Consider the following 26561-nt stretch of genomic DNA (forward strand, 5'->3'; position numbering starts at 1 on the left):
CTTATTGATTCGATTTTTGAATATAGAAAGATGCAGACGTCATGTAAAGGTAAAGGCTCGCACCTCACACCCCGTCTCATCAGGCCATTCAGATGTGTTTAACGGAAAGGAGATCTCTCGACGTTGGTGCTAAATTATTCAAGCCGATCGGTAATCTGTTTTTTTGCATAAAATACAAAGCGTTCTACAGACGGCATACACGCTGCCCAGTTATGTTTGGTTAACCCCAGATATTCCGCACGCGCTGCTTGCAGCAAATCAGCATGCTCAGCGGGTAATTGCGGCAGAAGCCAGGATGCGGCCTCATCTTTAGCGACAATATTACCCGTAACCACGCTATACCAGATACGTGCCAGAGCAAGGATGATATTACGCTCGTCCCCCTCTAAATCAGCCGGTTTCTGCCACATCTCAAGGATATGCCGAAATGTTTGCAATACATCGCTAAACGGAATGACGTTAAATAACATCTCAGCCGGTTCACCGAACAGCGGTACGCTGGCGCGCCGGGCCTGGGTCAGCAGAATAGAAAGATCAGCATCCACCATTGCCAGTTCAAACACGCCAGCGCGAATATCATCACGCAGCCATTCGCCAAACTGCATTTCTCTCGCCGGTGGAAATCGCCACGGCACGATCTGCGAGTGCAGAACAACGGTCACTTCCAACGCACGATATGGCCCGGAGGTGCCGGGAGGCGCTGAAATGGTCAGCAAATCCTGCATCAGTTTTTTTCTTTGTCGGGCATTTATGGGTTCACGCAGGGTGACCAATAAATCAATGTCGCTTTGGGGTTTTAAGCCGCCTTCAACCGCAGAGCCATACAAATGAAGGGCAATGAGATTCCCCTCGAAAATCTGACGGATGCACGCACTGGCGGCCTCCACCTGTCGTCGAATTGCGTCTGGAATAATATTGGCCATTTAGCCCCCTGGGAAAAAAGAGCGGAAATATTGAGTCTATACTGCATTCTTCCTGCAGCGCTATCCCTGGCACAAAACCTTTACCAGATCTGATTCTAAGTCTGAGGTAGCATACTGCCCGCGTCCATTTTCTGACATAATGAGCAGATTCGATTTTGCCCCGCAGGAGTCTTCTCATGGAATTTACCGCCGGACTGATGCCGCTTGAAACGGCTCTCTCTCAGATGCTTTCGCGTATTACCCCGCTCACCGCCGTCGAAACGCTGCCGCTGGTTCAATGTTTTGGCCGTATTCTGGCCACCGACGTTGTCTCCCCCATTGATGTACCGGGATTCGATAACTCAGCAATGGATGGCTATGCGGTACGATTAGCCGATTTACAATCTGATCAGCCGCTTGCGGTGGCGGGTAAAGCCTTTGCCGGTCAGCCTTTCCATGGCGAGTGGCCTGCGGGAACCTGCATCCGTATTATGACCGGCGCCCCGGTGCCTGCTGGTTGTGAAGCAGTGGTGATGCAGGAGCAAACGGAACAAACTGACGACGGGGTGCGTTTTACCGCCGAAGTCCGCCGCGGGCAAAATATTCGTCTGCGCGGTGAAGATATTGCAAACGGCGCGGTGGTGTTTCCCGCCGGGACTCGCCTGACAACCGCCGAGCTTCCCGTTTTGGCTTCGCTCGGTGTTGCCGATGCTCCCGTAGTGCGCAAAGTCCGCGTGGCGCTGTTCTCCACCGGTGATGAACTGCAGTTGCCAGGTCAGCCGCTGGGAGACGGGCAGATTTATGACACTAACCGTCTGACCGTTCACCTGATGCTGCAACAGTTGGGCTGCGAAGTGATCAACCTGGGGATTATTCGCGACGATCCCAACGCGCTGCGTGCCGCGTTTATCGAAGCCGACAGCCAGGCCGATGTCGTCATCAGCTCCGGTGGCGTTTCAGTAGGCGAAGCGGATTACACTAAAACTATTCTGGAAGAGCTGGGAGAAATTGCCTTCTGGAAGCTGGCCATCAAACCGGGCAAACCGTTCGCGTTTGGCAAACTGAGCAACAGCTGGTTTTGCGGTCTGCCGGGTAATCCAGTGTCTGCGGCCCTCACCTTCTATCAACTGGTACAACCGCTCCTGGCGAAACTCAGCGGCAACACCGCCTGTGGACTACCGCCTCGCCAGCGCGTGCGCACCGCTTCACGCCTGAAGAAAACACCTGGCCGTCTGGATTTTCAGCGCGGTGTATTGCAGCGTACCGCTGAAGGCGAACTGGAAGTCACCACTACCGGGCACCAGGGCTCGCATATTTTTAGCTCTTTTAGCCAGGGTAACTGTTTTATCGTGCTGGAGCGCGATCGCGGTAACGTCGAAGCCGGCGAATGGGTTGAGGTCGAGCCGTTTAACGCACTGTTTGGAGGCCTGTAATGGCAGAACTCAGCGACCAGGAGATGATGCGCTATAACCGGCAAATCATTCTGCGCGGCTTCGATTTCGAAGGTCAGGAAGCGCTCAAGGAGGCGCGGGTACTGGTCGTTGGTGTGGGGGGACTGGGATGTGCAGCAACTCAGTACCTTGCAGGCGCTGGCGTCGGGCATTTAACCTTGCTCGACTTTGACACGGTCTCCGTGTCGAACCTCCAGCGCCAGACGCTGCACAGCGATGCGACCGTTGGACAGCCAAAAGTGCTATCCGCCCGCGACGCACTGGCGCGGATTAACCCTTATATCGCCATTACACCGGTGAATGCGCTGCTGGACGAGAGCGAGATTCACACGCTTATTACCGAACACGATTTGGTGCTGGACTGTACGGATAATGTCAGCATCCGCAATCAGTTGAATGCCGGATGCTTCGCCGCCAGGATTCCGTTGGTTTCCGGTGCGGCAATTCGCATGGAAGGACAAATTACCGTATTTACCTACCAGGAAGGAGAGCCCTGCTACCGTTGCCTGAGCCGTCTGTTCGGTGAAAACGCCCTGACCTGCGTAGAGGCCGGAGTGATGGCCCCGCTGATCGGCGTGATCGGCTCGTTACAGGCGATGGAAGCCATTAAGCTGCTGGCTAACTACGGTAAACCGGCTTCAGGAAAAATCGTCATGTACGACGCCATGACCTGCCAGTTTCGCGAAATGAAGCTGATGCGCAATCCCACCTGTGAGGTCTGCGGGAGTTAGCAGAGAAATCGTCGGCACCACACTATTGCCAGAGAGCGATGCTAACGCCTCCTGTCAGGCCTACAACAGCGCATTGTGTAGGCCTGATAAGGTGTCAGCCGCCATCCGGCAAAACAGACTTACAGAGAAGTGCGTCCAAATGCGCTCTGCCAGTCGTGCTCGAACTTCGCTACGGCAGCATCAACGGCCGGAGAGCTAATCATCTGCTGAGCGACATCCAGCGGCAGCGTGATGGACTCGCAGCCTGCCAGCAGGCAATCCAGCGCCTGACGCGGCGTTTTAAAACTGGCGGCCAGTACTTTGGCGTGCGGGGCATGCATTTTCAGTAAGGTCTGCAGATCGGTCACCGTCTGAATGCCGTCCCCCCCCTGCGCATCCACACGGTTAACGTATGGCGCAACGTATTCGGCCCCCGCAAGCGCAGCTAATAGCCCTTGAGCAGCGCCGTATACCGCGGTACCCAACGTCGGGATCCCCTCTTCTTTCAGCAATTTAATGGCCGTCAGACCTTCTGCCGTGACCGGCACTTTGACCACGATATCCGCAATGATTGCCCGCAGCTTACGCGCATCGCTGACCATGCCTTCGGCGGTGGTCGCCATTACCTGAGCAAACAGGCGTCCTTGCCCTCCCATCGCTTCCTGCAGTTGCGGCAGTAACACCTCCAGCGTCTGCTTACCTGCCGCCACAATGCTTGGGTTAGTGGTCACCCCTGCCAGCGGAAAAACCCGCGCCAGAGCTTTTACCGCGTCAACGTCAGACGTATCTAAATAGAGTTCCATAACCTTTCCTCAAACGAATAATTAGCATGAATAAAAGGTAGCACGGCGAAACCTCACGGTTAGTTGACGTACGTCAATATAACTTTCATTCGAAAGTAATTTAATCTTTATACGAAAGATGAGAGGCCGCTTATGATTTTCAATATCCAGCGCTATTCCACACATGATGGTCCCGGTATCCGTACTGTGGTGTTCCTTAAGGGATGCTCCCTGGGCTGTCGGTGGTGCCAGAATCCGGAAAGCCGCGCCCGCACGCAGGATCTGCTCTATGACGCACGTTTGTGCCTCGACGGTTGCGATCTCTGTGCTCAGGCCGCACCGAAGGTGATTGAACGCGCGCTGAACGGATTGCTGATTCATCGCGAAAAACTGACCGATGATGCGCTCACGGCGCTGACCCACTGCTGTCCAACCCAGGCGCTGACCGTCTGCGGAGAGGAAAAAAGCGTGGACGACATCATGGCGACCGTAGTGCGTGATAAACCGTTTTACGATCGCAGCGGCGGGGGTCTCACCCTGTCTGGCGGTGAACCCTTTATGCAGCCAGAACTGGCGGCAGCGCTGCTCAAAGCCAGCCACGATGCAGGTATTCATACAGCGGTTGAAACCTGTCTGCATGTCCCGTGGAAGTATATTGAACCGTCATTACCTGACGTCGACCTGTTCCTGGCCGATTTAAAACATGTCGCCGACGCGCCGTTTAAACAGTGGACCGATGGCAGCGCCTCTCGCGTACTGGAAAATCTGAAAAAACTGGCCGCCGCCGGTAAAAAAATGGTTATCCGCGTCCCCCTGATTCAGGGGTTCAACGCTGACGAAGCCGCTATTCAGGCCATTACCGATTTTGCTGCCGACGAGCTTCACGTCGATGAGATCCATTTTTTGCCCTACCACACGCTGGGCATCAACAAATACCACTTACTCAGTCAACCCTACAACGCACCGGATAAACCGCTTGATGCGCCTGCGCTGCTCGAATTTGCCCAGCAGTACGCCAGCCTTAAAGGTTTAACCGCGACCCTACGAGGATAATCGCCATGACCACTCTGAAACTGGACACACTCAGCGACCGTATCAAAGCGCATAAAACGGCCCTGATCCACATCGTGAAGCCGCCGGTTTGTACCGAGCGCGCCCAGCACTATACCGAGATGTATCAACAGCATCTGGATAAACCTATCCCGGTTCGCCGCGCGCTGGCGCTGGCCCATCATCTGGCGGAACGCACCATCTGGATCAAGCATGACGAACTGATCATTGGTAACCAGGCAAGCGAAGTGCGTGCCGCGCCAATCTTCCCGGAATACACCGTGTCGTGGATTGAAAAAGAGATCGATGACCTCGCCGACAGGCCGGGCGCGGGCTTTGCGGTAAGCGAAGAGAACAAACGCGTGTTGCACGAGGTGTGTCCATGGTGGCGTGGTCAGACCGTGCAGGATCGCTGCTACGGGATGTTTACGGACGAGCAGAAAGGGTTGCTGGAAACCGGCATTATCAAAGCTGAAGGTAACATGACCTCCGGTGACGCACACCTGGCGGTAAACTTCCCGCTGCTGTTGGAAAAGGGTCTCGACGGCCTGCGCCACAAAGTTGATGAACGTCGTTCCCGCATCAATCTGACATGTCTGGAAGACCTTCATGGCGATCAGTTTCTGAAAGCGATTGATACCGTGCTGGAGGCCGTCAGTCTGCACATTGAGCGCTTTGCCGCGCTGGCACGTAAAATGGCGGCCACGGAAACTCGCGCCAGTCGTCGTGATGAACTGCTGACCATGGCGGACAACTGCGATGTTATCGCCCATGAGCCGCCAAAAACGTTCTGGCAGGCGCTGCAGTTGTGCTATTTCATCCAGTTGATCCTGCAAATTGAATCGAATGGTCACTCAGTGTCGTTTGGTCGCATGGATCAGTACCTCTATCCGTTCTACCGTCGTGACGTAGAACTGAACCAGAGCCTCGATCGTGAGCACGCCATTGAGCTGCTACACAGCTGCTGGCTGAAACTGCTGGAAGTGAACAAAATCCGCTCCGGCTCCCATTCGAAAGCCTCGGCGGGTAGCCCGCTGTATCAGAACGTGACCATTGGTGGCCAAAACCTGGTCAACGGTCAGGCAATGGATGCTGTCAATCCGCTCTCCTACGCCATTCTGGAATCCTGCGGTCGCCTGCGTTCTACTCAGCCAAACCTGAGCGTGCGTTATCATGCAGGGATGAGTAATGATTTCCTGGATGCCTGTGTACAGGTGATCCGCTGCGGCTTCGGGATGCCTGCCTTTAATAACGACGAAATCGTCATACCTGAATTCATTAAGCTTGGCATTGAACCGCAGGACGCCTATGACTATGCGGCCATTGGTTGCATCGAAACCGCCGTTGGCGGCAAATGGGGCTACCGCTGTACCGGTATGAGCTTTATTAACTTTGCCCGCGTGATGCTGGCAGCGCTGGAAGGTGGTCGCGATGCCACCAGCGGTAAAGTATTTCTGCCACAGGAAAAAGCGCTCTCGGCTGGTAACTTCAACAATTTCGACGAAGTGATGGACGCCTGGGATGCGCAGATTCGCTACTACACGCGTAAATCTATCGAAATTGAGTATGTTGTCGACACCATGCTGGAAGAGAACGTACACGATATTCTGTGCTCTGCGCTGGTAGATGACTGTATTGAACGCGCGAAAAGCATTAAGCAAGGCGGTGCGAAATACGACTGGGTATCGGGTTTGCAGGTGGGTATTGCCAACCTCGGCAACAGCCTGGCTGCGGTGAAGAAACTGGTCTTTGAACAAGGCGCTATCGGTCAGCAACAGCTGGCCGCCGCGCTGGCCGACGATTTTGACGGTCTGACCCACGAACAATTACGCCAGCGGCTGATCAACGGCGCACCGAAATACGGCAACGATGACGATAGCGTTGATACGCTGCTGGCCCGCGCTTATCAGACCTATATCAATGAGTTGAAACAGTATCATAATCCGCGTTACGGACGTGGCCCGGTTGGCGGCAATTACTACGCGGGTACCTCATCGATCTCCGCAAACGTACCGTTTGGCGCGGCAACGATGGCCACACCGGATGGTCGTAAGGCGCACACTCCGCTGGCAGAAGGCGCAAGCCCGGCTTCCGGAACGGACCATCTCGGCCCAACAGCGGTAATTGGCTCGGTGGGTAAACTGCCGACCGGTTCAATCCTCGGCGGCGTGTTGTTAAACCAGAAGCTGAACCCGGCCACGCTGGAGAATGAATCCGATAAGCAAAAGCTGATGATCCTGCTGCGTACCTTCTTTGAAGAGCACAAAGGCTGGCATATTCAGTACAACATTGTCTCCCGTGAAACGCTGCTGGAAGCCAAAAAGCACCCGGATCAGTATCGTGACCTGGTGGTCCGTGTAGCAGGTTATTCGGCCTTCTTCACCGCGCTGTCTCCAGATGCGCAGGACGATATCATCGCACGTACTGAACATATGCTGTAATCCCCCTTACCCGGCGGCATTTCGCTTGCCGGGTATTCTTCTTTCGAATGAAATAAATTTGTGCTTTAGCTCACATTGTTATTAAAATGTTTCTGGTCGCAGTTATGAGCCAGGAGCAAGTATGACCATCAAAGTTATCGTCACCGATATGGACGGAACTTTTCTCGACGACGCCAAAAAATACGATCATGCACGTTTTATGGCGCAGTATCAGGAACTGAAAAAACGAGATATTGAATTTGTCGTGGCCAGCGGCAATCAGTATTACCAACTGATCTCCTTTTTCCCGGAACTCAAAAATGAGATCTCTTTTGTTGCCGAGAACGGGGCGTTAGTTTTTGAACATGGCAAACAGCTGTTTCACGGTGAGCTGACCCGCCACGAATCCCGCATTGTCATTGGCGAACTGCTCAAAGATACGCATCTCAACTTTGTGGCTTGTGGCCTGCAAAGCGCCTACGTTAGCGAAAATGCCCCCGAGTCCTTTGTCGCATTGATGTCAAAACACTACCATCGCCTGAAACCCGTGAAGGATTATCAGGACATCGATGATGTGCTGTTCAAGTTCTCGCTGAATTTACCGGACCAACAAATCCCATTAGTGATCGATCACCTTCATTCTGCCCTTGACGGTATAATGAAGCCCGTCACCAGCGGCTTTGGATTTATCGACCTGATCATTCCAGGTTTGCATAAAGCCAACGGAATCAGCCGTCTGCTAAAGCGCTGGAACCTGTCCCCGCAAAACGTGGTCGCCATTGGCGATAGCGGCAATGACGCAGAAATGCTGAAAATGGCGCGCTACTCTTTCGCCATGGCCAATGCGGCAGAGAGTATCAAATCGATTGCCCGCTATCAGACCGACGACAATAACCATCAGGGCGCGCTGAACGTGATTCAGGCGGTGCTGGATAACACTTCCCCTTTTAATTGCTAATCCTGCCCAACCGGGGTATCCCCTTGCCCCGGTTTCCACGCTTTTTCATGTTTCTCACACCATCAAATTTTAAACTTGCGTTAACTAAATTTTAACTTATATTATCACCTGTAAGTTAAATAAGTTTCGAATGAAAGTTAATGCGAGGTGGATATGGCTTTTACTTTTACCAGCGACACGTTGCCCACCGATCACAAAGCGGCAATCCGGCAGATGAAAAAGCAATTGCGTGAACAGCTTGGAGATGTTCAGTCGATTTTCAATCAGTTGAGCGAGGCCATTGTTAATCGCGTGGCGGAAATCAACGCCCTCAAAGCGCAAGGCTCTCCGGTATGGCCTGTGTTGTCCTATGCGGATATCAAGGCAGGTCGCGTGAGTACTGAGCAGCGTGAAGAAATTAAGCGTCGCGGATGCGCGGTCATTAAAGGCCATTTCTCTCGCGAACAAGCCCTCGATTGGGATAGGTCAATGCTGGACTATCTGGACCGCAACCATTTTGACGACGTTTACCAAGGACCGGGCGATAATTTCTTTGGTACCCTGAGCGCATCGCGGCCTGAAATCTACCCCATCTACTGGTCCCAGGCGCAGATGCAGGCCCGTCAGAGTGAAGAAATGGCAAATGCGCAGTCATTTCTCAACCGTCTTTGGGCATTTGCAGGCGAAGGTAAGCAATGGTTTAACCCGGATGTCAGCATTATCTACCCCGACCGCATACGCCGTCGTCCACCGGGAACGACGTCCAAAGGGCTGGGCGCGCATACGGATTCCGGTGCGCTGGAACGCTGGCTTCTGCCGGCATATCAGCAGGTCTTTGCTAATGTTTTCAATGGTAAGCTGGAAGATTACGACCCGTGGCAGGCCGCGCATCGCACTGAAGTAGAAGAGTACACGGTGGATAACACCACCAAATGTTCAGTATTCCGTACCTTCCAGGGCTGGACTGCACTCTCTGATATGCTGCCAGGTCAGGGGTTGTTGCACGTGGTCCCTATCCCTGAAGCAATGGCCTGGGTACTGTTACGCCCATTGCTTGACGATGTGCCGGAAGATGAACTTTGCGGCGTAGCGCCCGGCAGAGTTCTGCCGATTTCTGCGCAATGGCATCCGCTGCTGATTGAAGCGTTAACCAGCATTCCGCAACTGGACGCCGGAGACTCCGTCTGGTGGCATTGCGATGTGATCCACTCCGTCGCGCCGGTAGAAAATCAGCAGGGTTGGGGCAACGTGATGTACATCCCTGCCGCACCGATGTGCGAAAAGAATCTGGCCTACGCCCATAAAGTGAAGGCCGCGCTGGAAAAAGGCGTATCGCCAGGTGATTTCCCACGCGAGGATTATGAAACTCACTGGGAAGGACGCTTCACGCTGGATGATTTGAATATCCATGGCAAGCGTGCGCTGGGGATGGAATAATCCGTCCCCTTCCAACGCCTTTAAAACAGTCCGGTTTTCTTCACTACATGACAAAAACCGGATATTTTTTTATTCTATTGATACTGCTGCCAGTTTCCATTTATCATTTTCTTTGAGCATTGTAACGTTAATCTCGCCAGACTCTCCGTTTTTAAACTCTACGCTTCCAGACAAAGAACCAACATCATTTACTACATTGAAACTATCGAAACTGTATTCGCTAATATCATCAAAATGAACAGACTCGGTTACAAGCTTAAAATCCTCGCTGTTCATTTTTCTTTGCAGAAAAGAAGAGCTTGCCTGATAAGCCTGAACATATTGTCCATTACGGAGCAAATCTATCTCTGTTCGCGCAGCATCCTTCAAATCACCCATCGTGGAAAAAAGGAAAGTGCCAATACCAATAAAAATAATTAGTGCGGCAATCACCGCTCCCGCAATAACAAATTTCCTTTTTTTCTTGTCTGCTAACACACCACGAACCAGCCATCCAGCATCACGAACTATATCAAAAACAGGGTCGGTAATTTCCGTTGATGCAAATTTGTAGCCATCAATTTTACCAAAGCTACCATCTTCTTTTTTCCCCCAAGGATCCCCCAGCAGAAAACTCAAGACGTTGCCCGATTTGGACAGATTTGCTCAATCTGAACCCACCCAAATCTGAATCCCACTCCACATCGGTAGTTTTTTCCCGATAGCTAATCTGCTTTTTACTTTCATCGAAGAACAGTCTTAACTCATATTGTTTTTGCAATCCGTATTGACTGAAGTAATCTATCCACTCAGCATCTACGATATTCCAGGATGCAACAATATCATCGCCATCTTCACGTAAAATGAAAGGATGCTCGTTGCTGTTGTTTAAACTTAGTAAGTTTAATTTAAGATTGGCTAAAGAAAGCGGTTCCATCTGACTTATTTCCTTTCCCTGTGTAGGTAGTTATGGAAAGTATCTTAGCCACAATTGTGGCTAAGATTAATAAGCAGAACTTTTTTTCAGAAAAGTGCGGGGAGAGACTTATTCAATACCTTTACTACGCAGGTAATCTTCGTAGTTACCGGTGAAGTCGATTACGCGTTCCGGCGTAATTTCAATCACGCGGGTTGCCAACGAACTGACGAACTCACGGTCGTGAGAAACGAAGATCAGCGTACCCTGGTACATTTCCAGCGCCATGTTCAGCGACTCGATAGATTCCATATCCAGGTGGTTGGTCGGTTCATCCATTACCAGGATATTCGGTTTCTGCATCATCAGCTTACCGAACAGCATGCGTCCTTTTTCACCACCGGACAGCACTTTAGCAGGTTTCTTGATATCGTCCTGGCTGAACAGCAAGCGACCAAGGAAGCTACGTACTACCTGCTCATCATCGCCTTCCTGTTTCCACTGACTCATCCACTCGAAGACCGTCAGATCGTTTTCGAATTCGTACTCATGATCCTGAGCGTAGTAACCAACCTGGGCGTTTTCAGACCATTTCACGGTACCGTTATCCGGCTGTAATTCGCCGACCAGCGTTTTCAGCATGGTTGATTTACCCACGCCGTTGGCACCAAGAATGGCAATTTTCTCGCCAACTTCCAGCAGCAGGTTAAAGTTTTTAAACAACGGACCTTCATCAAACCCTTTCGTCAGCGCTTCCACTTCCAGCGCGTTACGGAACAGTTTCTTATCCTGTTCGAAGCGGATGAACGGGTTCTGACGGCTGGACGCCTTCACTTCGTCAAGCTTGATCTTATCAATCTGACGCGCACGAGAAGTCGCCTGACGAGATTTAGATGCGTTGGCGCTAAAGCGGCTGACGAAGGATTGCAGATCGGCAATCTGCGCTTTTTTCTTGGCGTTATCAGCCAGCAGACGTTCACGCGCCTGGGTTGCCGCCGTCATATATTCGTCGTAGTTACCCGGATAAACACGCAGTTCGCCGTAGTCCAGATCCGCCATGTGCGTACAGACCATGTTCAGGAAGTGACGGTCGTGCGAAATGATGATCATGGTGCTGTCACGCTCGTTCAGCGTCTGCTCCAGCCAGCGGATGGTGTCGATATCCAGGTTGTTCGTTGGTTCGTCGAGCAGCAGAATGTCCGGGTTAGAGAACAGCGCCTGTGCCAGAAGCACACGCAGCTTCCAGCCGGGGGCGACTTCGCTCATCGGGCCATAATGCTGTTCTACCGGAATACCTACGCCCAGCAGCAGTTCACCCGCACGCGCTTCCGCAGAGTAGCCGTCCATTTCGCCATACTGAACTTCAAGGTCAGCAACTTTATAGCCGTCTTCTTCGCTCATTTCGGCCAGGGCGTAAATGCGATCGCGCTCCTGCTTTACTTCCCACAGTTCACCGTGACCCATGATCACGGTGTCAAGCACGGTGAACTCTTCAAAGGCGAACTGATCCTGACGCAGCTTACCAATACGCTCGTTCGGATCGAGGGAAACGTTGCCCAGCGTCGGTTCGAGGTCGCCGCCGAGAATTTTCATAAAAGTGGATTTACCGCTACCGTTCGCGCCAATCAGGCCGTAACGGTTGCCGCCGCCAAATTTGACGGAAATATTTTCAAACAGCGGCTTACTGCCGAACTGCATGGTGACGTTGCTGGAAACTAACACTGGCGTATCCTGAAAGAGAAAGAAATATGTGACGAACCGCTTATTATGCCATAAGTCTGCAATAAGATCGCGCCTTGATGCTGAAGGGATAAAGTGAAAGCAAAAGGAAAAAAATGTGATTTAGTACACATCCGAATTCCTTGTTGCTCAGATTGCACATATAATGCGTGCCCAACACTACATAAATCTCAACCCACTAGCCTGCCTGGCACTGAATCTCGCATACATGAACATGAATATGAAATTAACAACGCTTTTCGCGGCGGCACTCGCAATAGTTGGTTTTTGTAACACCGCTTCTGCCGTCACGTACCCGCTGCCTACCGATGGCAGCCGTTTGATCGGCCAAAACCAGGTCATCACTATTCCTGAAGGCAACACCCAACCGCTGGAGTATTTTGCGGCGGAGTATCAGATGGGTCTGTCTAATATGCTGGAAGCCAACCCGGGCGTGGATACCTTCCTGCCGAAGGGCGGCACCGTCCTGAACATACCTCAGCAATTGATCCTGCCGGATACCGTGCATGAAGGTATTGTTATTAACAGCGCTGAAATGCGTCTGTACTACTACCCGAAAGGCACCAACACCGTTATTGTTCTGCCGATCGGTATTGGCCAGTTGGGCAAAGACACGCCAATCAACTGGACCACCAAAGTAGAACGTAAAAAAGCGGGCCCAACCTGGACGCCAACGGCAAAAATGCATGCGGAATACCGCGCTGCGGGCGAACCGCTGCCAGCTGTTGTTCCGGCAGGTCCGGATAACCCGATGGGCCTGTACGCGCTGTATATCGGTCGCCTGTACGCCATCCACGGCACCAATGCTAACTTCGGCGTCGGCTTACGCGTCAGCCACGGTTGCGTGCGTCTGCGTAACGACGACATCAAATTCCTGTTTGAAAATGTGCCGGTCGGCACCCGCGTACAGTTTATCGATGAGCCGGTAAAAGCCACGACTGAACCAGACGGCAGCCGTTACATCGAGGTACACAACCCACTGTCTACCACTGAAGCACAGTTCGAAGGCGGGGAAATCGTACCGATTACGCTGAACAAGAGCATTACCAGCATCACCGGTCAGTCTGACGTCGATCAGGCCGTCGTTGAGCAGGCGGTACAGAACCGTTCAGGTATGCCGGTTCGTCTGAACTAAGCATCAAAACTGCCCTTTCGCCTTATCGGGCCTACTTAACCTGTAGGCCCGATAAGCGCCAGCCCCATCGGGCACCATCCTCACATCACCTGCAATAAACCATACCCTACCAGCGCCGCCCATATTAGCATCGGCACCGAATACCAATGAAAACGCCACCAGATCCGTCGATCGTTTGCCATCCGTAAAGCAATAAGATTCGCCAGCGATCCCGGCAACAACCCAAAACCGCCCACATTGACCGCCCAGGCCAGCAGCAGCGTTGGCGGGACGTAGTTCAGCAGCAAAATCGTGCTGGGAACATTACTGATAAACTGCGACAGGCCAATGGCCGTCAACCAAAGCCCCGGCGCTGAAAGCGTGCCAATCTGGTGGGTAATCTCCTGCAAGGCCGGGAGCTGCGTCAGCAAGTGCACATCAATGAACATCGCCATAAACACCAACAGCAGCGTCCAATCCACGCTGAGGATCACGCGGCGAGCCAGCACCATGAATCCTGCCGCGACGATCGCCAGGCCCCACAGCTCTTGTTTTAACTCCAGTGCCGCCAGGAAGATGATATACAGCCCCAGACAGCTCCACACCAGGCGCGGTTGCCAGTCAGGCGCGCGCGTACCGGTATGATAATGCAAAGCTTTATGCGGGAAACTGAACCAGCACAACACCACCAGCGTCAGCATCATGGTCCCCGCAAGCGGCGCCATCTGCCAGGTAAACGCGGTAAACGATAAGCCGGAGCGTCCCCACATCAGAATGTTTTGCGGATTACCTATTGGCGTGAGCAACGATCCGGCGTTTACCGCCAGCGCCTCAAAGATAATCAGGCGATTTACAGGAATGGCACACAATTTTTTCAGGGTGATCGTCAGCGGAACAACAATAAACAGCGCAACATCGTTGGTCAGAAACGTCGACAGCAGCGCCGCCGCCAGCACCATAAATATCGCCAATTGACGTTCGGTGTTAAAGCGCCGGGTCATCTTGCGCCCTAACACATCGAAGTAACCGCTTAGCTCCACGCCTTTGGTCAGTAACATCAGGCCGCTAAGCGTAATAATCGTGTGCCAGTCTATCGCCCCCGGCCACGACCTTGGCATAAATGGCACGAACAGGCTCAGTACAACCCCGACGATGATTAACAGCTGAAAAAAGCGATCGCGCTGTAAGGCGCATAGTAAAGGAAAACTCATTCAGAGCCTGTGCCTTGCTGTTGCGTAAACCGGCTAAAAGCCTCCAGCGTTTCCTTACTGACGTGATGCTCCATTCCCTCCGCGTCGCGACGGGCAATTTCCGGGCTGATACCTAACATCAGCAGGAAGTTCTCCACAATCTGGTGACGCTCCCGACTCTCCTGAGCCAGTCGCTCACCTTCTGCGGTTAAAAACACGCCCCGCCAGGGGATCATTTCAATCAACCCAACTGAAGCAAGACGCTTAAGCATTTTAGCAACCGTCGGCTGGGAAACCCCAAGCCGTGCTGCCATATCTACCTGGCGCGCTTCACCCACCTCAATAATGAGATCGGAAATCAGCTCTACGTAGTCATCAATCAGCTCACGGCGATGTGCCTCCCGGACCTGACGAAATCCTTCAACGTGTTCTTCGACATTCACCAATTGCGTCACTTTTTTTGTTGTTGGCATACCTGCGCGACGACTCATTCTGCTTCCTCGTTACTGTGACGCGTTAACGGCATCTGATTAGAGAACGCTCATTGTAAACCAGAGTTGCGTGGGCACAAAAAATTAACGTTTTAGCAATAGCTATATAATATAGCCTGTGCTATATCTGTATATAATAAAGACATCCCTCAAGGACTGATGGGATCGTGAAGTCAGGAGGTTTATATGAATGAATTTAAGAGGTGTATACGCGTGTTTAGCCACTCTCCCTTTAAAGTACGGTTAATGCTGATCTCTATGCTGTGCGACATGATTAACAGCAAACCAGAGCAGGATAAACCTGCAGATAAATAATGCGGCGTCGCGGTACGCCGCTTCATTTCCTGCCGTAACTCGGATACGGTGATCGTTTTCGTGCCAATAACCCTTCTTTTTGTCAGTTTTGCCACGCCCCTCGCAAAACAATTTCTTAGTAGTAGTTGACCTTCTCTTGCACACACTCTATCTTTTCGCAGCCCTGCATATATTGCGGCTCGCGGATGCGGACCCTATCCCCCTTCTCGCTCTCTCAGGCAGGCAATGACCCTTAGCGCCAGGGTAAGCACATGGCGTTTTTGTAACAGTGGCATATGAATTTAACCCTCAAAGATTCAATCATTGCTCGTAGCCGGGCGATTAGTCCGTGGACTGGCCTCTATTTCTTACAGTCTCTGCTGATCAACCTTGCGCTGGGCTATCCGCTTAGCCTGCTCTATAGCGTTGCTTTCACCTGTATATTGATGCTGCTGTGGCGCAGCGCGCCGCGTGCGCAGAAAGTGCTGATTGGCATTTGCTCGCTGGTAGCGGCAATGTACTTCCCGTTTGGCCAGGCTTACGGTTCGCCGAACTTCAATACCTTGCTGGCGCTGCACTCAACCAATATGGAAGAGTCTACTGAAATCCTGACCATCTTCCCCTGGTACAGTTATCTGGTTGGGGTGTTTATTTTCGCCCTCGGTGTTATCGCCGTACGCCGTAAAAAAGAGGTGCCGCAGCGTAGCTGGAACAAGTTCGACAGCATTTGTTTGCTGTTCAGCGTTGTCGCGTTCTTTGTGACCCCGGTGCAAAACCTGGCCTGGGGCGGCGTGTTCAAGCTGAAAGACACCGGCTATCCGGTTTTCCGCTTTGCCAAGGACGTTATCGTTAATAACAACGAAGTGCTCGACGAACAAGAGCGTATGGCGAAGCTGGCGAGCGTGAAAGACAGCTGGACGGTAACCGCCGTGAAGCCGAAGTATCATACCTACGTGGTGGTCATCGGCGAAAGCGCCCGCCGCGATGCGTTAGGCGCTTTTGGCGGCCACTGGGATAACACCCCGTTTGCCAGTTCCGTTAACGGCTACATCTTCGCGGATTACATTGCGGCAAGCGGTTCGACACAAAAATCACTCGGCCTGACGCTGAATCGGGTGGTCGACAATAAACCCCAGTTCCAGGATAACTTTGTCACTCTGGCCAACCGCGCGGGATTCCAGACGTGGTGGTTCTCCAATCAGGGACAGATTGGTGAATACGATACGGCCATCGCCAGCATTGCGAAGCGAGCTGATGAAGTTCAGTTTCTCAAAAGCGGTGATTTCGAAGCGGATAAAAATACCCGTGACGAAGCGTTGTTGAAGATGACCGCCCAGGTGCTGGCAACCGAGCGCACTCAGCCACAGCTTATCGTGCTGCATTTAATGGGCTCGCATCCGCAGGCCTGCGACCGTACGCAGGGTAAATACGAGACTTTCGTCCAGTCGAAAGAGACATCTTGCTATCTGTACACGATGACGCAGACGGATGACCTGCTGCGCCAGCTTTACGATCAGTTACGTAACAGCGGTAACAGCTTCTCGATGGTCTATTTCTCCGATCATGGCCTCGCGTTTAAAGAGCGGGGGAAAGAGGTGCAGTACCTGGCGCATGACGATCAGTTCCAGCAGAATTTCCAGGTACCATTTATGGTGCTGTCGAGCGATGATAAAGCGCACCGGGTGATTAAAGCCCGTCGCTCCGCCAATGATTTCCTCAGCTTTTTCTCGCAGTGGACGGGGATAAGCGCGAAGGAAATCACCAACAGCTATCGCTTTATTTCAGAGAAAAAGGCTGGCCCGGTGTACATCACCAACTTCAAATTGCAGAAGGTGGACTACAACCATCTGGGTACCGACATCTTTGAGATCAAATCTCGTTAATCTCTGAATTGCGCACAAAAAAAATCCGCCCCGAGAGGCGGATTTTTTGTATCACCGAAGTGATTAGAAGCGGTAACCCACGCCAGCGATCCAGGTGCCAACGTCAACGCTACGAATACGGCTCTGCTCGTAGGAGAAGTCCAGAGCAACGTTTTCGATCGGGTTGAACTGCAGACCAGCACCGTAAGAGAAACCGTAGTCACTGGTGGTGTGGTTATCAGCCGGGGATGCTGCGTTCTGGAATTTACCGTAGCCAACACCCACTACACCGTAGATGCTTGCCCAGTCGTTCAGACGGTAAGCCGGGCCAGCAGTGATACCGTAGTACTGGGTTTTGTTGTAGTCGCCAGACGCATCGGTACGATCTTTTTCAGTGTAAGTGAAGGAACCGATAACACCCAGCGGATTGCTGTCCTGCTCGTAGCGATACTTCAGGTTAAAACCGTTCATTTTGTTCGCTGCGCCCTGAGCATCGCTCTGAGCGTAACCACCGGTAACGGTAGAAGTCGCAGCTACAGCAGTACCTGCGGAGAAAGCCAGAACAGCGGCCAGTGCTGAAAGACATGCAATTTTTTTCATAACCACCTCAAATGTGCTTCAAGTAAATCCTAAGTTTTAAATATACCAAAAATTGATGGGAAACTCTTTGCGATTCGCGATGTCTAACAGGGTCTTTCATGTAACAGAACGTTTCAGAAACCCGCTATCTCTTTCAATTAACATCACTTTTCTAACCAAAAATGCCATTATTGCGCGCACAATATGGCACATTCATCCAGAATATTCCTAATCACACAGATTATTAATCCATCACTTTCATGCCATTGTACGGAACTGAGCAATTTTTTTTTCAACGAATACTCAACCAGCGGTGCGTATTTCCATTACACTCGCTGTTTTACTTTTCTATACATCACGTCATCCGTGTCGTAGCAAATTTGCAACGTCGCGCAGATGAAGGCGTGTAATTATCATTTGACAGGAGAAAGGATGCCGGGGTCGTCACGTAAAGCGCCAGTCTGGTTGCCTATTTTGGTTTTGCTTATTGCTATGTCCTCCATTCAAAGCGGAGCATCTCTGGCAAAATCGCTATTCCCACTCGTCGGTGCGCCGGGCGTTACCGCATTGCGCCTTGCGCTGGGCACCCTCATCCTTATTGCCTTCTTTAAACCCTGGCGTTTGCGATTCGCCAAAGAACAACGCCTGCCGCTGCTGTTTTATGGTCTGTCTCTGGGCGGGATGAACTATCTCTTCTATCTGTCAATCCAGACCGTCCCGCTGGGAATTGCCGTAGCGCTGGAGTTCACCGGCCCGCTCGCGGTAGCACTGTTTTCATCCCGACGTCCGGTGGATTTCATTTGGGTTGCACTGGCTGTACTCGGGCTTTGGTTCCTGCTGCCGTTAGGTCAGGACGTTTCTCACGTGGATTTAACCGGTGCTGCGCTGGCGCTGGGCGCTGGCGCCTGCTGGGCAATCTATATTCTTACCGGGCAGCGTGCCGGCGCGGAACATGGTCCGGCGACCGTTGCGGTAGGGTCATTAATTGCGGCGCTGATTTTTGTACCCATCGGCGCGCTCCAGGCTGGGGATGCCTTGTGGCACTGGTCCATTCTGCCGTTAGGCCTGGCCATTGCGGTCCTCTCCACTGCGCTTCCCTACTCGCTGGAGATGATTGCGTTGACGCGGCTGCCAACACGCACTTTTGGTACTCTGATGAGTATGGAACCCGCACTGGCTGCGGTTTCAGGAATGATTTTCCTCGGTGAAACGCTGACGCTTGTCCAGACGCTCGCTCTGGGCGCCATTATTGTCGCATCAATGGGTTCGACGCTCACTATTCGCAAAGAACCACAAATTAAGCAAGTTGACGTGAATTAACCACTTAATATTCTGCATGGTTTGCATAATCATGCAGAATATCCAATTGTAAATCTGCGTGATAATTATTCTAATAAATATAATTTTCTCATCTGCATATTTCTTGAAATTTTTACATTAACATAAAAATAACACACCTCCATTAACAAACATCATATCTATATGATTTTATTAGTTATTTCATATCTACCCCTCTCTTTGCTATTAAAGTGATAGGTAACACCAGAAAAATAAATCCAAAATTCACGCTATACTTATTCCCGTTGAAGAGCTGGGACATAATTATCAAGAGGATATGAAAATATGAGTACCGCAAAACTGGTAAAAACAAAAGCATCTGCCCTCCTTTATACCCGCAACGATGTAACAGATAGCGAAAAGAAAGCGACCGTAGAGCTGCTGAATCAGCAAGTGATCCAGTTCATCGACCTGTCTTTGATCACCAAACAGGCTCACTGGAACATGCGTGGCGCGAACTTCATTGCTGTGCATGAAATGCTCGATGGCTTCCGTACTGCCCTGACCGACCACCTCGATACCATGGCTGAGCGCGCCGTACAGTTAGGCGGTGTGGCATTGGGTACCACCCAGGTTATTAACAGCAAAACGCCTCTGAAAAGCTATCCGCTGGATATCCATAGCGTACAGGACCACTTAAAAGAGCTGGCCGATCGTTATGCCGTCGTCGCTAACAGCGTCCGTAAAGCCATTAGCGAAGCAAAAGACGAAGATACAGCAGATATCTTCACCGCCGCTTCACGCGACCTCGACAAATTCCTGTGGTTTATCGAAGCCAACATTGAATAACAGCAGACATAAGAATTACCTATATAACCCTCGCCCTGGCGGGGGTTTTGCACATCTATGGTGCATGACATTGATCGTTCGTCACTCCAAAGTAAATTATTTGTAATAATCACTTCACACAATCGTTAACGAAAGATTGTTTTATCAACAATTTTTACGCTAAATAGTCATACCGTTTGCACTGTGTCAGGTACGCACCAAATGGGTGCCCCAAAACAGTGCAGATTACCCGCTTTGCCCTACTTATTGTGCAGAGAAACGAGACACCCTCTTGTTAAAACAATGAGTTGCAAAACTGGCACGATTTTTTCATTAAGCCATATGTTCTCGCAGGGGATCGCCCCGTGGATATAAAAGGAAATCCTATGAAGTCTGTATTAAAAGTCTCACTGGCTGCACTTACCCTGGCTTTTGCGGTGTCCTCCCATGCCGCAGATAAGAAACTGGTTGTCGCAACCGACACCGCATTTGTACCGTTCGAATTCAAACAGGGTGACAAATACGTTGGTTTTGATGTGGATCTGTGGGCTGCCGTGGCCAAAGAACTGAAGCTGGATTATGAACTGAAACCAATGGATTTCAGCGGCATCATCCCGGCTCTGCAAACCAAGAATATCGACCTGGCGCTGGCGGGTATCACCATCACTGATGAGCGTAAAAAAGCGATCGACTTCTCTGACGGCTACTACAAAAGCGGTCTGTTAGTGATGGTCAAAGCGAATAATAACGACGTGAAAAGCGTGAAAGATCTGGATGGTAAAGTCGTCGCTGTGAAGAGCGGCACGGGTTCCGTTGATTACGCGAAAGCTAACATCAAAACCAAAGATCTGCGTCAGTTCCCGAATATCGATAACGCATATATGGAACTGGGCACCAACCGCGCAGACGCCGTGCTGCACGACACGCCAAACATTCTTTACTTCATCAAAACCGCTGGCAACGGTCAGTTCAAAGCTGTAGGCGAATCCCTGGAAGCCCAGCAGTACGGTATCGCCTTCCCGAAAGGCAGCGATGAACTGCGTGAGAAAGTGAACGGCGCGCTGAAAACGCTGAAAGAGAACGGCACATACAACGAAATCTACAAAAAATGGTTCGGTACCGAACCTAAATAACAAGAACGTTCTGTAACGCCCGGTAGCGCCAGCGCCGCCGGGCCTGCAATTTTGAGTCATCGCGTTATGGCTCATTACTTTTCTCACCACGGTAACAGGAACGAAATATGCAGTTTGACTGGAGTGCCATCTGGCCCGCCATCCCGCTTTTGATTGAAGGCGCCAAAATGACCCTGTGGATCTCGGTCCTCGGTCTGGCAGGCGGTCTGATAATCGGGCTTGCAGCAGGGTTTGCGCGTACTTTCGGCGGTTGGATAGCCAACCACGTAGCGCTGGTGTTTATCGAAGTCATTCGCGGTACGCCAATCGTTGTGCAGGTGATGTTTATTTACTTTGCCCTGCCAATGGCATTTAACGATTTACGCATTGATCCCTTTAGCGCCGCTGTTGTCACCATCATGATCAACTCCGGCGCCTATATTGCGGAAATCACCCGCGGCGCGGTGCTCTCAATCCATAAAGGATTCAGCGAAGCCGGACTGGCGCTTGGGCTTTCACGTACAGAGACTATCCGCCACGTTATTTTACCTCTCGCGCTGCGTCGTATGCTGCCACCGCTGGGCAACCAGTGGATCATCAGCATTAAAGATACCTCGCTGTTTATTGTCATTGGCGTCGCTGAACTGACCCGTCAGGGCCAGGAAATCATTGCCGGTAACTTCCGCGCACTGGAAATCTGGAGCGCCGTTGCGGTGTTCTATCTGATCATTACGCTGGTGCTGAGCTTCATTCTGCGTCGTCTGGAAAGAAGGATGAAAATCCTGTGATTGAATTTAAAAACGTTTCTAAGCACTTTGGCCCAACCCAGGTGCTGCACAATATTGACCTGAACATTCAGCAGGGCGAAGTGGTGGTAATTATCGGGCCATCCGGGTCCGGTAAATCAACCCTGCTGCGCTGCATTAACAAACTGGAAGAGATAACCTCTGGCGATCTGATCGTCGACGGTCTGAAGGTAAACGATCCAAAGGTAGACGAGCGGTTAATCCGCCAGGAAGCCGGGATGGTGTTTCAGCAGTTCTACCTGTTCCCGCATCTGACGGCGCTGGAAAACGTCATGTTCGGACCGCAGCGCGTACGCGGGGCGAATAAAGAACAGGCCGAGAAACTGGCTAAAGAGCTGCTGGCGAAAGTAGGTCTGGCCGAGCGTGCGCATCACTACCCTTCTGAACTGTCTGGCGGTCAACAGCAGCGTGTGGCGATCGCCCGTGCGCTGGCGGTGAAGCCTAAAATGATGCTGTTTGATGAGCCAACCTCAGCGCTGGACCCGGAACTGCGCCACGAAGTTCTGAAAGTTATGCAGGATCTGGCGGAGGAAGGGATGACCATGGTCATTGTGACCCACGAAATCGGCTTTGCCGAAAAAGTGGCTTCACGCCTGATTTTCATCGATAAGGGACGTATTGCCGAAGACGGTAATCCGCAGGCCCTGATTGAAAATCCGCCCAGCCAACGTTTACAGGAATTCTTGCAGCACGTTTCCTGATAGCTCTCCCTCCCTTCGCCTGAAGGGAGGTTTTTCACCAGAATCCTCTCATTTCATTTCTCCCCCGCCCTGACATCTATACTTATCCTTTTGAATTTATTTTCTCATGGGAGGAGTCATGCGCTGGATCCTGTTCATCTTTGTTTGTCTGGTGAGTCTCCCGACTCAGGCGGTGACGATACCTGGCGTCACTACGCCAACGTCAACCAACGCGCAAACCGCGCCGGCGAAAGAGCCGGATGTTGAACAGAAGAAAGCGGCCTACGGCGCACTGGCTGATGTGCTGGAAAATGACGCCTCGCGCCAGGAACTGATCGGTCAGTTACGCAAAGTGGCGACAGCGCCCCCTGCCGAGCCGGTGCCAACCATTGTTCCGCCCACGTTAACGGAAGAAAAAACGGTGCTGGAAAACGTCACGGATGTCACCCGCCACTACGGTGAGGCGCTCTCCAGCCGCTTTGCTCAGCTTTACCGCAATATTACCGATGCACCACACAAGACCTTCAACCCGCAAACGTTCACCAATGCCCTGACCCATTTTTTAATGCTGGCGGCGTCAGTGTTCGGTTTTTTCTGGCTGCTTCGCCTGTGCGCGCTGCCGCTGTATCGCAAAATGGGGCAATGGGCACGACGGAAAAACCGCGAACGCAGCAACTGGCTCCAGCTTCCGGCGATGATCGTCGGCGCATTCATTATCGATTTGCTTCTGCTGGCGCTGACTTTGTTTGTCGGGCAGATACTGAGCGACAGAATGAACGCCGGTAGCCGCACTATCGCCTTTCAGCAAAGTCTGTTTCTCAATGCCTTTGCGCTGATTGAGTTCTTCAAAGCCATTCTACGCCTGATATTTTGCCCGACGGTGGCCGAACTGCGCCCGTTTAACATTCAGGATGCCGGTGCGCGCTACTGGAATCGCCGTTTAAGTTCATTGAGCAGCCTGATTGGATACGGACTTATCGTTGCCGTGCCCATTATCTCGAATCAGGTCAACGTGCAGGTCGGCGCGATGGCCAACGTCATCATCATGCTGTGTATCACGCTATGGGCGCTGTACCTGATTTTCAGAAACAAGAAAGAGATAACGCAGCATTTGCTGAATCTGGCGGAAAGATCGTTAGCGTTTTTCAGCCTGTTTATCCGCGCCTTTGCGCTGGTATGGCATTGGCTGGCCAGCGCCTACTTCATTGTGCTGTTTTTCTTCTCGCTGTTTGATCCTGGCAACAGCCTGAAATTCATGATGGGCGCTACGCTGCGCAGTCTGGTGATCATTGGGATCGCCGCCTTTGTTTCCGGTATGCTTTCCCGCTGGATAGCCAAGACTATTACCCTTTCGCCACACACCCAGCGCAGCTATCCGGAATTACAAAAACGGTTGAATGGCTGGCTGTCGACGGCGTTAAGCGTGGCCAGGATCCTGACGGTGTGCGTCGCGGTAATGCTGCTACTGAATGCCTGGGGATTGTTCGACTTCTGGAACTGGCTGCATTACGGCGCAGGAGAAAAAACGGTGGATATCCTGATCCGTATCGCGCTGATTTTATTCTTCTCCGCCATCGGCTGGACGATCCTTGCCAGCCTGATTGAAAATCGTCTGGCTTCCGATATTCACGGCCGCCCGCTCCCCAGCGCTCGTACCCGCACCCTGCTGACGCTGTTTCGCAACGCGCTGGCGGTGATCATCAGCACGATCACTATCATGATTGTGCTATCCGAAATTGGCGTCAATATCGCGCCCTTACTGGCCGGGGCCGGGGCGCTGGGGCTGGCTATCTCTTTCGGCTCGCAAACGCTGGTAAAAGATATTATTACCGGGATCTTTATTCAGTTCGAAAATGGCATGAACACAGGTGACCTGGTGACTATCGGTCCACTCACCGGTACGGTTGAACGGATGTCCATCCGCTCTGTGGGCGTCCGTCAGGACACCGGGGCGTACCATATCATTCCCTGGTCATCGATAACGACCTTCGCCAACTTTGTGCGCGGGATTGGATCGGTCGTCGCCAATTACGACGTAGACCGCCATGAGGATGCAGATAAAGCGAATCAGGCGTTGAAAGACGCTGTGGCTGCAGTGATGGAACAGGACGATATTCGCGGGCTGATTATTGGCGAGCCGTCGTTTGCCGGGATTGTGGGGTTAACCAATACGGCCTTCACGCTACGGGTCTCATTTACCACATTACCGCTGAAACAGTGGACGGTACGTTTCGCGCTCGACAGCCAGGTGAAGAAATACTTCGATCTGGCCAACGTACGCGCGCCGGTACAGACCTATCAGGTCTTGCCTGCACCGGTGAATGGCCCTGCGTCGGCAGCAAGCGAACCGCTGCCGCCAACCGAGCCAACGCTTTAGCGTTTACGCGCCATAAAACGGCGACGCTGATCGTTATCCATAAAGGTCCAGGCAATAAAGCGACTCTGCTTTTGCCCCTGGGCCATCTCTTTCTTAACCACTTTCACCGCACCCGCATCCGTTAACGCGTGGTACAGCGGAGGCAAATTCTCACCGCGCGAAACCAGCGTGGTGAACCACATCACCTGACGGCCAAAGGCCTGGCTTTCGGCGATCATTTTTTTGATGAATGCCACTTCACCGCCTTCACACCACAGCTCCTGCTGCTGCCCGCCAAAGTTCAGCGCATCATCTTTATCCTGCCCCAGATTACGACGTTTGCGCTCGCTTCCGGCGCGGGCTGAAGCCGCAGAATCATGGAAAGGCGGGTTACACAATGTGGCTTCATATTGCTCATTCTTGTGAATGATACCGTTGAAGATTGCCGTAGCATCTTTCTGGCGACGCAGACGAATAGCACGGGTTAACCCCGGATTGGCGTTTACGATCGCCTGAGCGCTGTTAAACGCTTCGCTACTGGTCTCACTGCCGGTGAATCGCCAGCCGTATTCATGCACGCCGATCAGCGGATAAATACAGTTTGCCCCAACTCCCACGTCCAGCACGCTCGCATTTGCCGGAATGGTTCCGCTGGTTTCACCTAACAGGTCGGCCAGATGATGAATGTAGTCAGCGCGACCAGGAACCGGCGGGCACAGAAAACCGTCTGGAATATCCCAGTTTTTCACCGCATAAAAATGCGCCAGCAGTGCTTTATTGAGCGCCTTCACTGCCTGCGGATTCGCGAAATCAACACTCTGCTCGCCGCCTGGCGTGAGGGTGAGAAATTGCGTCAACTCGGGTGTAACCTGGCATAAAGTCGCAAGATCATAACGGCCATTGTGGCGGTTGCGTGGGTGTAATCCCGGTTTCTGGGGGGGCATAGCATTCTCCTTTTAACAGCGGCGTAAGATACCCGCATAACGCCACGCGGTAAACACACAGCAAGGAAATTTGCTTTTTTTATACCTATTTGATGGCTTGCTGATTGTTCAAAAAACAGACGGCTCATCACCAGTTTTTTGCGGTAAATGTCATCCTCTGACGGCCTAAACTTATCAGGCACGACCTGTTGTTTCTCAGAGGATATCACCATGAAGAAATGCCTCACATTCCTTGCCGCTACCGTACTGACCGGCATGACATTTGCGTCCTTTGCTGCACAGCCCTACACCAGCCCTCAAACCGGCCAGCTACAAGCTTCCGGCACTGTTTTCGCTACCGGAGCCTCTAACCTGAGCGATCTCGAAGACAAGCTGGCAGAGAAAGCGAAAGAGCAAGGCGCAAAAGGCTTTGTCGTCAATTCTGCGGGCGGTAAAAACCAGATGTACGGCAGCGCAACTATCTATAAGTAGTCCCTCACCTTAGCCCAACTGCATTCACCCCGAATGCAGTTTGCTACCTACTGTTCACGTCGTTCACCGCTCAAATTGTAATCATCGTGTAGCAATTTTGAATCCAATGTAAATAAATGTATTTATTTTTGAATTAATGAATGCTAAAACGTCGCACTGATTAGTAATGCTTATCAAAATCATTATCAATTACACATTCACTCCCGCGAGGCCTGCAGGGTATAACATCCAC

Annotated in this window: 25 protein-coding genes; 16 read left to right on the top strand and 9 right to left on the bottom strand. The window is 51.8% G+C overall.

Annotation, left to right across the window (positions count from 1 at the left end; all coding sequences use genetic code 11):
- Window positions 1-134: 134 nt before the first annotated feature.
- A complete protein-coding gene (locus HV302_RS16435) occupies window positions 135-923 on the bottom strand; it encodes an aminoglycoside adenylyltransferase family protein (protein ID WP_181626295.1) in 789 nt (262 codons plus the stop codon).
- Window positions 924-1099: 176 nt separating this feature from the next.
- Between HV302_RS16435 and moeA the strand changes: the two genes are divergently transcribed.
- Complete coding sequence (moeA, locus tag HV302_RS16440) at window positions 1100-2335, top strand: molybdopterin molybdotransferase MoeA (RefSeq protein ID WP_019076362.1); 1236 nt, start codon at window positions 1100-1102, stop codon at window positions 2333-2335.
- Complete coding sequence (gene moeB, locus HV302_RS16445) at window positions 2335-3084, top strand: molybdopterin-synthase adenylyltransferase MoeB (protein ID WP_016152385.1); 750 nt, start codon at window positions 2335-2337, stop codon at window positions 3082-3084. Before moeA ends, moeB begins: the two co-directional genes overlap by 1 nt.
- Before the next feature lie 119 nt (window positions 3085-3203).
- Here moeB and fsa read toward each other — a convergent pair whose 3' ends face one another.
- On the bottom strand, window positions 3204-3866 hold the full coding sequence (gene fsa, locus HV302_RS16450) for a fructose-6-phosphate aldolase (RefSeq protein ID WP_181626296.1): 663 nt from the start codon (window positions 3864-3866) through the stop codon (window positions 3204-3206).
- A 132-nt stretch (window positions 3867-3998) separates the two neighbouring features.
- Between fsa and HV302_RS16455 the strand changes: the two genes are divergently transcribed.
- The 4 genes from HV302_RS16455 (at window position 3999) to HV302_RS16470 (ending at window position 9689) form a co-directional block, all read left to right on the top strand.
- The gene (locus HV302_RS16455; protein ID WP_181626297.1) at window positions 3999-4898 is read left to right on the top strand and encodes a glycyl-radical enzyme activating protein; all 900 of its coding nucleotides are present in this window, start codon (window positions 3999-4001) and stop codon (window positions 4896-4898) included.
- 5 nt (window positions 4899-4903) lie between these two features.
- A complete protein-coding gene (locus HV302_RS16460) occupies window positions 4904-7336 on the top strand; it encodes a glycyl radical protein (RefSeq protein WP_181626298.1) in 2433 nt (810 codons plus the stop codon).
- Between the two features lie 121 nt (window positions 7337-7457).
- On the top strand, window positions 7458-8273 hold the full coding sequence (locus HV302_RS16465) for a Cof-type HAD-IIB family hydrolase (RefSeq protein ID WP_016152381.1): 816 nt from the start codon (window positions 7458-7460) through the stop codon (window positions 8271-8273).
- Between the two features lie 153 nt (window positions 8274-8426).
- The gene (locus tag HV302_RS16470; RefSeq protein WP_181626299.1) at window positions 8427-9689 is read left to right on the top strand and encodes a DUF1479 domain-containing protein; all 1263 of its coding nucleotides are present in this window, start codon (window positions 8427-8429) and stop codon (window positions 9687-9689) included.
- A gap of 69 nt (window positions 9690-9758) precedes the next feature.
- Here HV302_RS16470 and HV302_RS28355 read toward each other — a convergent pair whose 3' ends face one another.
- The 3 genes from HV302_RS28355 to HV302_RS16480 all read right to left on the bottom strand — a co-directional run bounded on the left by HV302_RS28355 (window position 9759) and on the right by HV302_RS16480 (window position 12306).
- Window positions 9759-10307, bottom strand: coding sequence for a hypothetical protein (locus HV302_RS28355; RefSeq protein ID WP_326928718.1), 549 nt, complete (start codon window positions 10305-10307; stop codon window positions 9759-9761).
- The gene (locus HV302_RS28360; protein ID WP_326928719.1) at window positions 10261-10605 is read right to left on the bottom strand and encodes a hypothetical protein; all 345 of its coding nucleotides are present in this window, start codon (window positions 10603-10605) and stop codon (window positions 10261-10263) included. The genes HV302_RS28355 and HV302_RS28360 overlap by 47 nt, the downstream gene beginning before the upstream one ends.
- 108 nt (window positions 10606-10713) lie before the next feature.
- Window positions 10714-12306 (bottom strand): ABC-F family ATPase, encoded by a 1593-nt coding sequence (locus HV302_RS16480; protein WP_049043037.1) that lies wholly within the window; start codon window positions 12304-12306, stop codon window positions 10714-10716.
- A gap of 232 nt (window positions 12307-12538) precedes the next feature.
- Between HV302_RS16480 and ldtB the strand changes: the two genes are divergently transcribed.
- On the top strand, window positions 12539-13459 hold the full coding sequence (gene ldtB, locus HV302_RS16485; protein WP_003035268.1) for a L,D-transpeptidase: 921 nt from the start codon (window positions 12539-12541) through the stop codon (window positions 13457-13459).
- 80 nt (window positions 13460-13539) lie between these two features.
- Here ldtB and HV302_RS16490 read toward each other — a convergent pair whose 3' ends face one another.
- Both HV302_RS16490 and mntR read right to left on the bottom strand, forming a co-directional pair.
- Complete coding sequence (locus HV302_RS16490) at window positions 13540-14649, bottom strand: anion transporter (RefSeq protein WP_181626300.1); 1110 nt, start codon at window positions 14647-14649, stop codon at window positions 13540-13542.
- The gene (mntR, locus tag HV302_RS16495; protein WP_003831586.1) at window positions 14646-15119 is read right to left on the bottom strand and encodes a manganese-binding transcriptional regulator MntR; all 474 of its coding nucleotides are present in this window, start codon (window positions 15117-15119) and stop codon (window positions 14646-14648) included. Before mntR ends, HV302_RS16490 begins: the two co-directional genes overlap by 4 nt.
- 186 nt (window positions 15120-15305) lie before the next feature.
- On the opposite strand from mntR, the gene mntS reads away from it, so the two are divergent.
- Together mntS and HV302_RS16505 are read left to right on the top strand one after the other, a co-directional pair.
- The gene (gene mntS / locus HV302_RS16500; RefSeq protein WP_016152374.1) at window positions 15306-15434 is read left to right on the top strand and encodes a manganase accumulation protein MntS; all 129 of its coding nucleotides are present in this window, start codon (window positions 15306-15308) and stop codon (window positions 15432-15434) included.
- A 275-nt stretch (window positions 15435-15709) separates the two neighbouring features.
- Window positions 15710-17296: a phosphoethanolamine transferase gene (locus HV302_RS16505; RefSeq protein WP_019076355.1), complete on the top strand. Its 1587-nt coding sequence runs from the start codon at window positions 15710-15712 to the stop codon at window positions 17294-17296.
- 63 nt (window positions 17297-17359) lie between these two features.
- On the opposite strand, the gene ompX is transcribed toward HV302_RS16505, so the two are convergent.
- Window positions 17360-17875 carry an outer membrane protein OmpX gene (ompX, locus tag HV302_RS16510; protein ID WP_016152372.1) on the bottom strand — a complete coding sequence of 172 codons (516 nt, stop codon included), beginning with the start codon at window positions 17873-17875 and terminating at the stop codon, window positions 17360-17362.
- Between the two features lie 411 nt (window positions 17876-18286).
- Between ompX and rhtA the strand changes: the two genes are divergently transcribed.
- From rhtA to ybiO, 6 genes are all read left to right on the top strand, one after another.
- Window positions 18287-19174, top strand: coding sequence for a threonine/homoserine exporter RhtA (rhtA, locus tag HV302_RS16515; RefSeq protein WP_016156069.1), 888 nt, complete (start codon window positions 18287-18289; stop codon window positions 19172-19174).
- A gap of 303 nt (window positions 19175-19477) precedes the next feature.
- Window positions 19478-19981 carry a DNA starvation/stationary phase protection protein Dps gene (dps, locus tag HV302_RS16520; protein ID WP_006685362.1) on the top strand — a complete coding sequence of 168 codons (504 nt, stop codon included), beginning with the start codon at window positions 19478-19480 and terminating at the stop codon, window positions 19979-19981.
- 365 nt (window positions 19982-20346) lie between these two features.
- Window positions 20347-21093, top strand: a complete 747-nt coding sequence (gene glnH / locus HV302_RS16525) for a glutamine ABC transporter substrate-binding protein GlnH (RefSeq protein WP_016152370.1) — start codon at window positions 20347-20349, stop codon at window positions 21091-21093.
- A gap of 107 nt (window positions 21094-21200) precedes the next feature.
- Window positions 21201-21860, top strand: a complete 660-nt coding sequence (glnP, locus tag HV302_RS16530) for a glutamine ABC transporter permease GlnP (RefSeq protein ID WP_003035248.1) — start codon at window positions 21201-21203, stop codon at window positions 21858-21860.
- Window positions 21857-22579, top strand: coding sequence for a glutamine ABC transporter ATP-binding protein GlnQ (gene glnQ / locus HV302_RS16535; RefSeq protein ID WP_003035246.1), 723 nt, complete (start codon window positions 21857-21859; stop codon window positions 22577-22579). The genes glnP and glnQ overlap by 4 nt, the downstream gene beginning before the upstream one ends.
- 118 nt (window positions 22580-22697) lie before the next feature.
- On the top strand, window positions 22698-24935 hold the full coding sequence (gene ybiO / locus HV302_RS16540; RefSeq protein WP_046274641.1) for a mechanosensitive channel protein: 2238 nt from the start codon (window positions 22698-22700) through the stop codon (window positions 24933-24935).
- Here ybiO and rlmF read toward each other — a convergent pair.
- The gene (gene rlmF / locus HV302_RS16545; protein ID WP_047359435.1) at window positions 24932-25858 is read right to left on the bottom strand and encodes a 23S rRNA (adenine(1618)-N(6))-methyltransferase RlmF; all 927 of its coding nucleotides are present in this window, start codon (window positions 25856-25858) and stop codon (window positions 24932-24934) included. The two genes, ybiO and rlmF, sit on opposite strands and share 4 nt — an antisense overlap.
- 210 nt (window positions 25859-26068) lie before the next feature.
- Between rlmF and mcbA the strand changes: the two genes are divergently transcribed.
- Window positions 26069-26329, top strand: a complete 261-nt coding sequence (gene mcbA, locus HV302_RS16550) for a DUF1471 family periplasmic protein McbA (protein ID WP_016152367.1) — start codon at window positions 26069-26071, stop codon at window positions 26327-26329.
- The last annotated feature ends 232 nt before the right edge of the window (window positions 26330-26561 follow it).

Source organism: Citrobacter sp. RHBSTW-00859, from assembly GCF_013729795.1.
Taxonomy (GTDB): Bacteria; Pseudomonadota; Gammaproteobacteria; order Enterobacterales; family Enterobacteriaceae; genus Citrobacter; species Citrobacter braakii.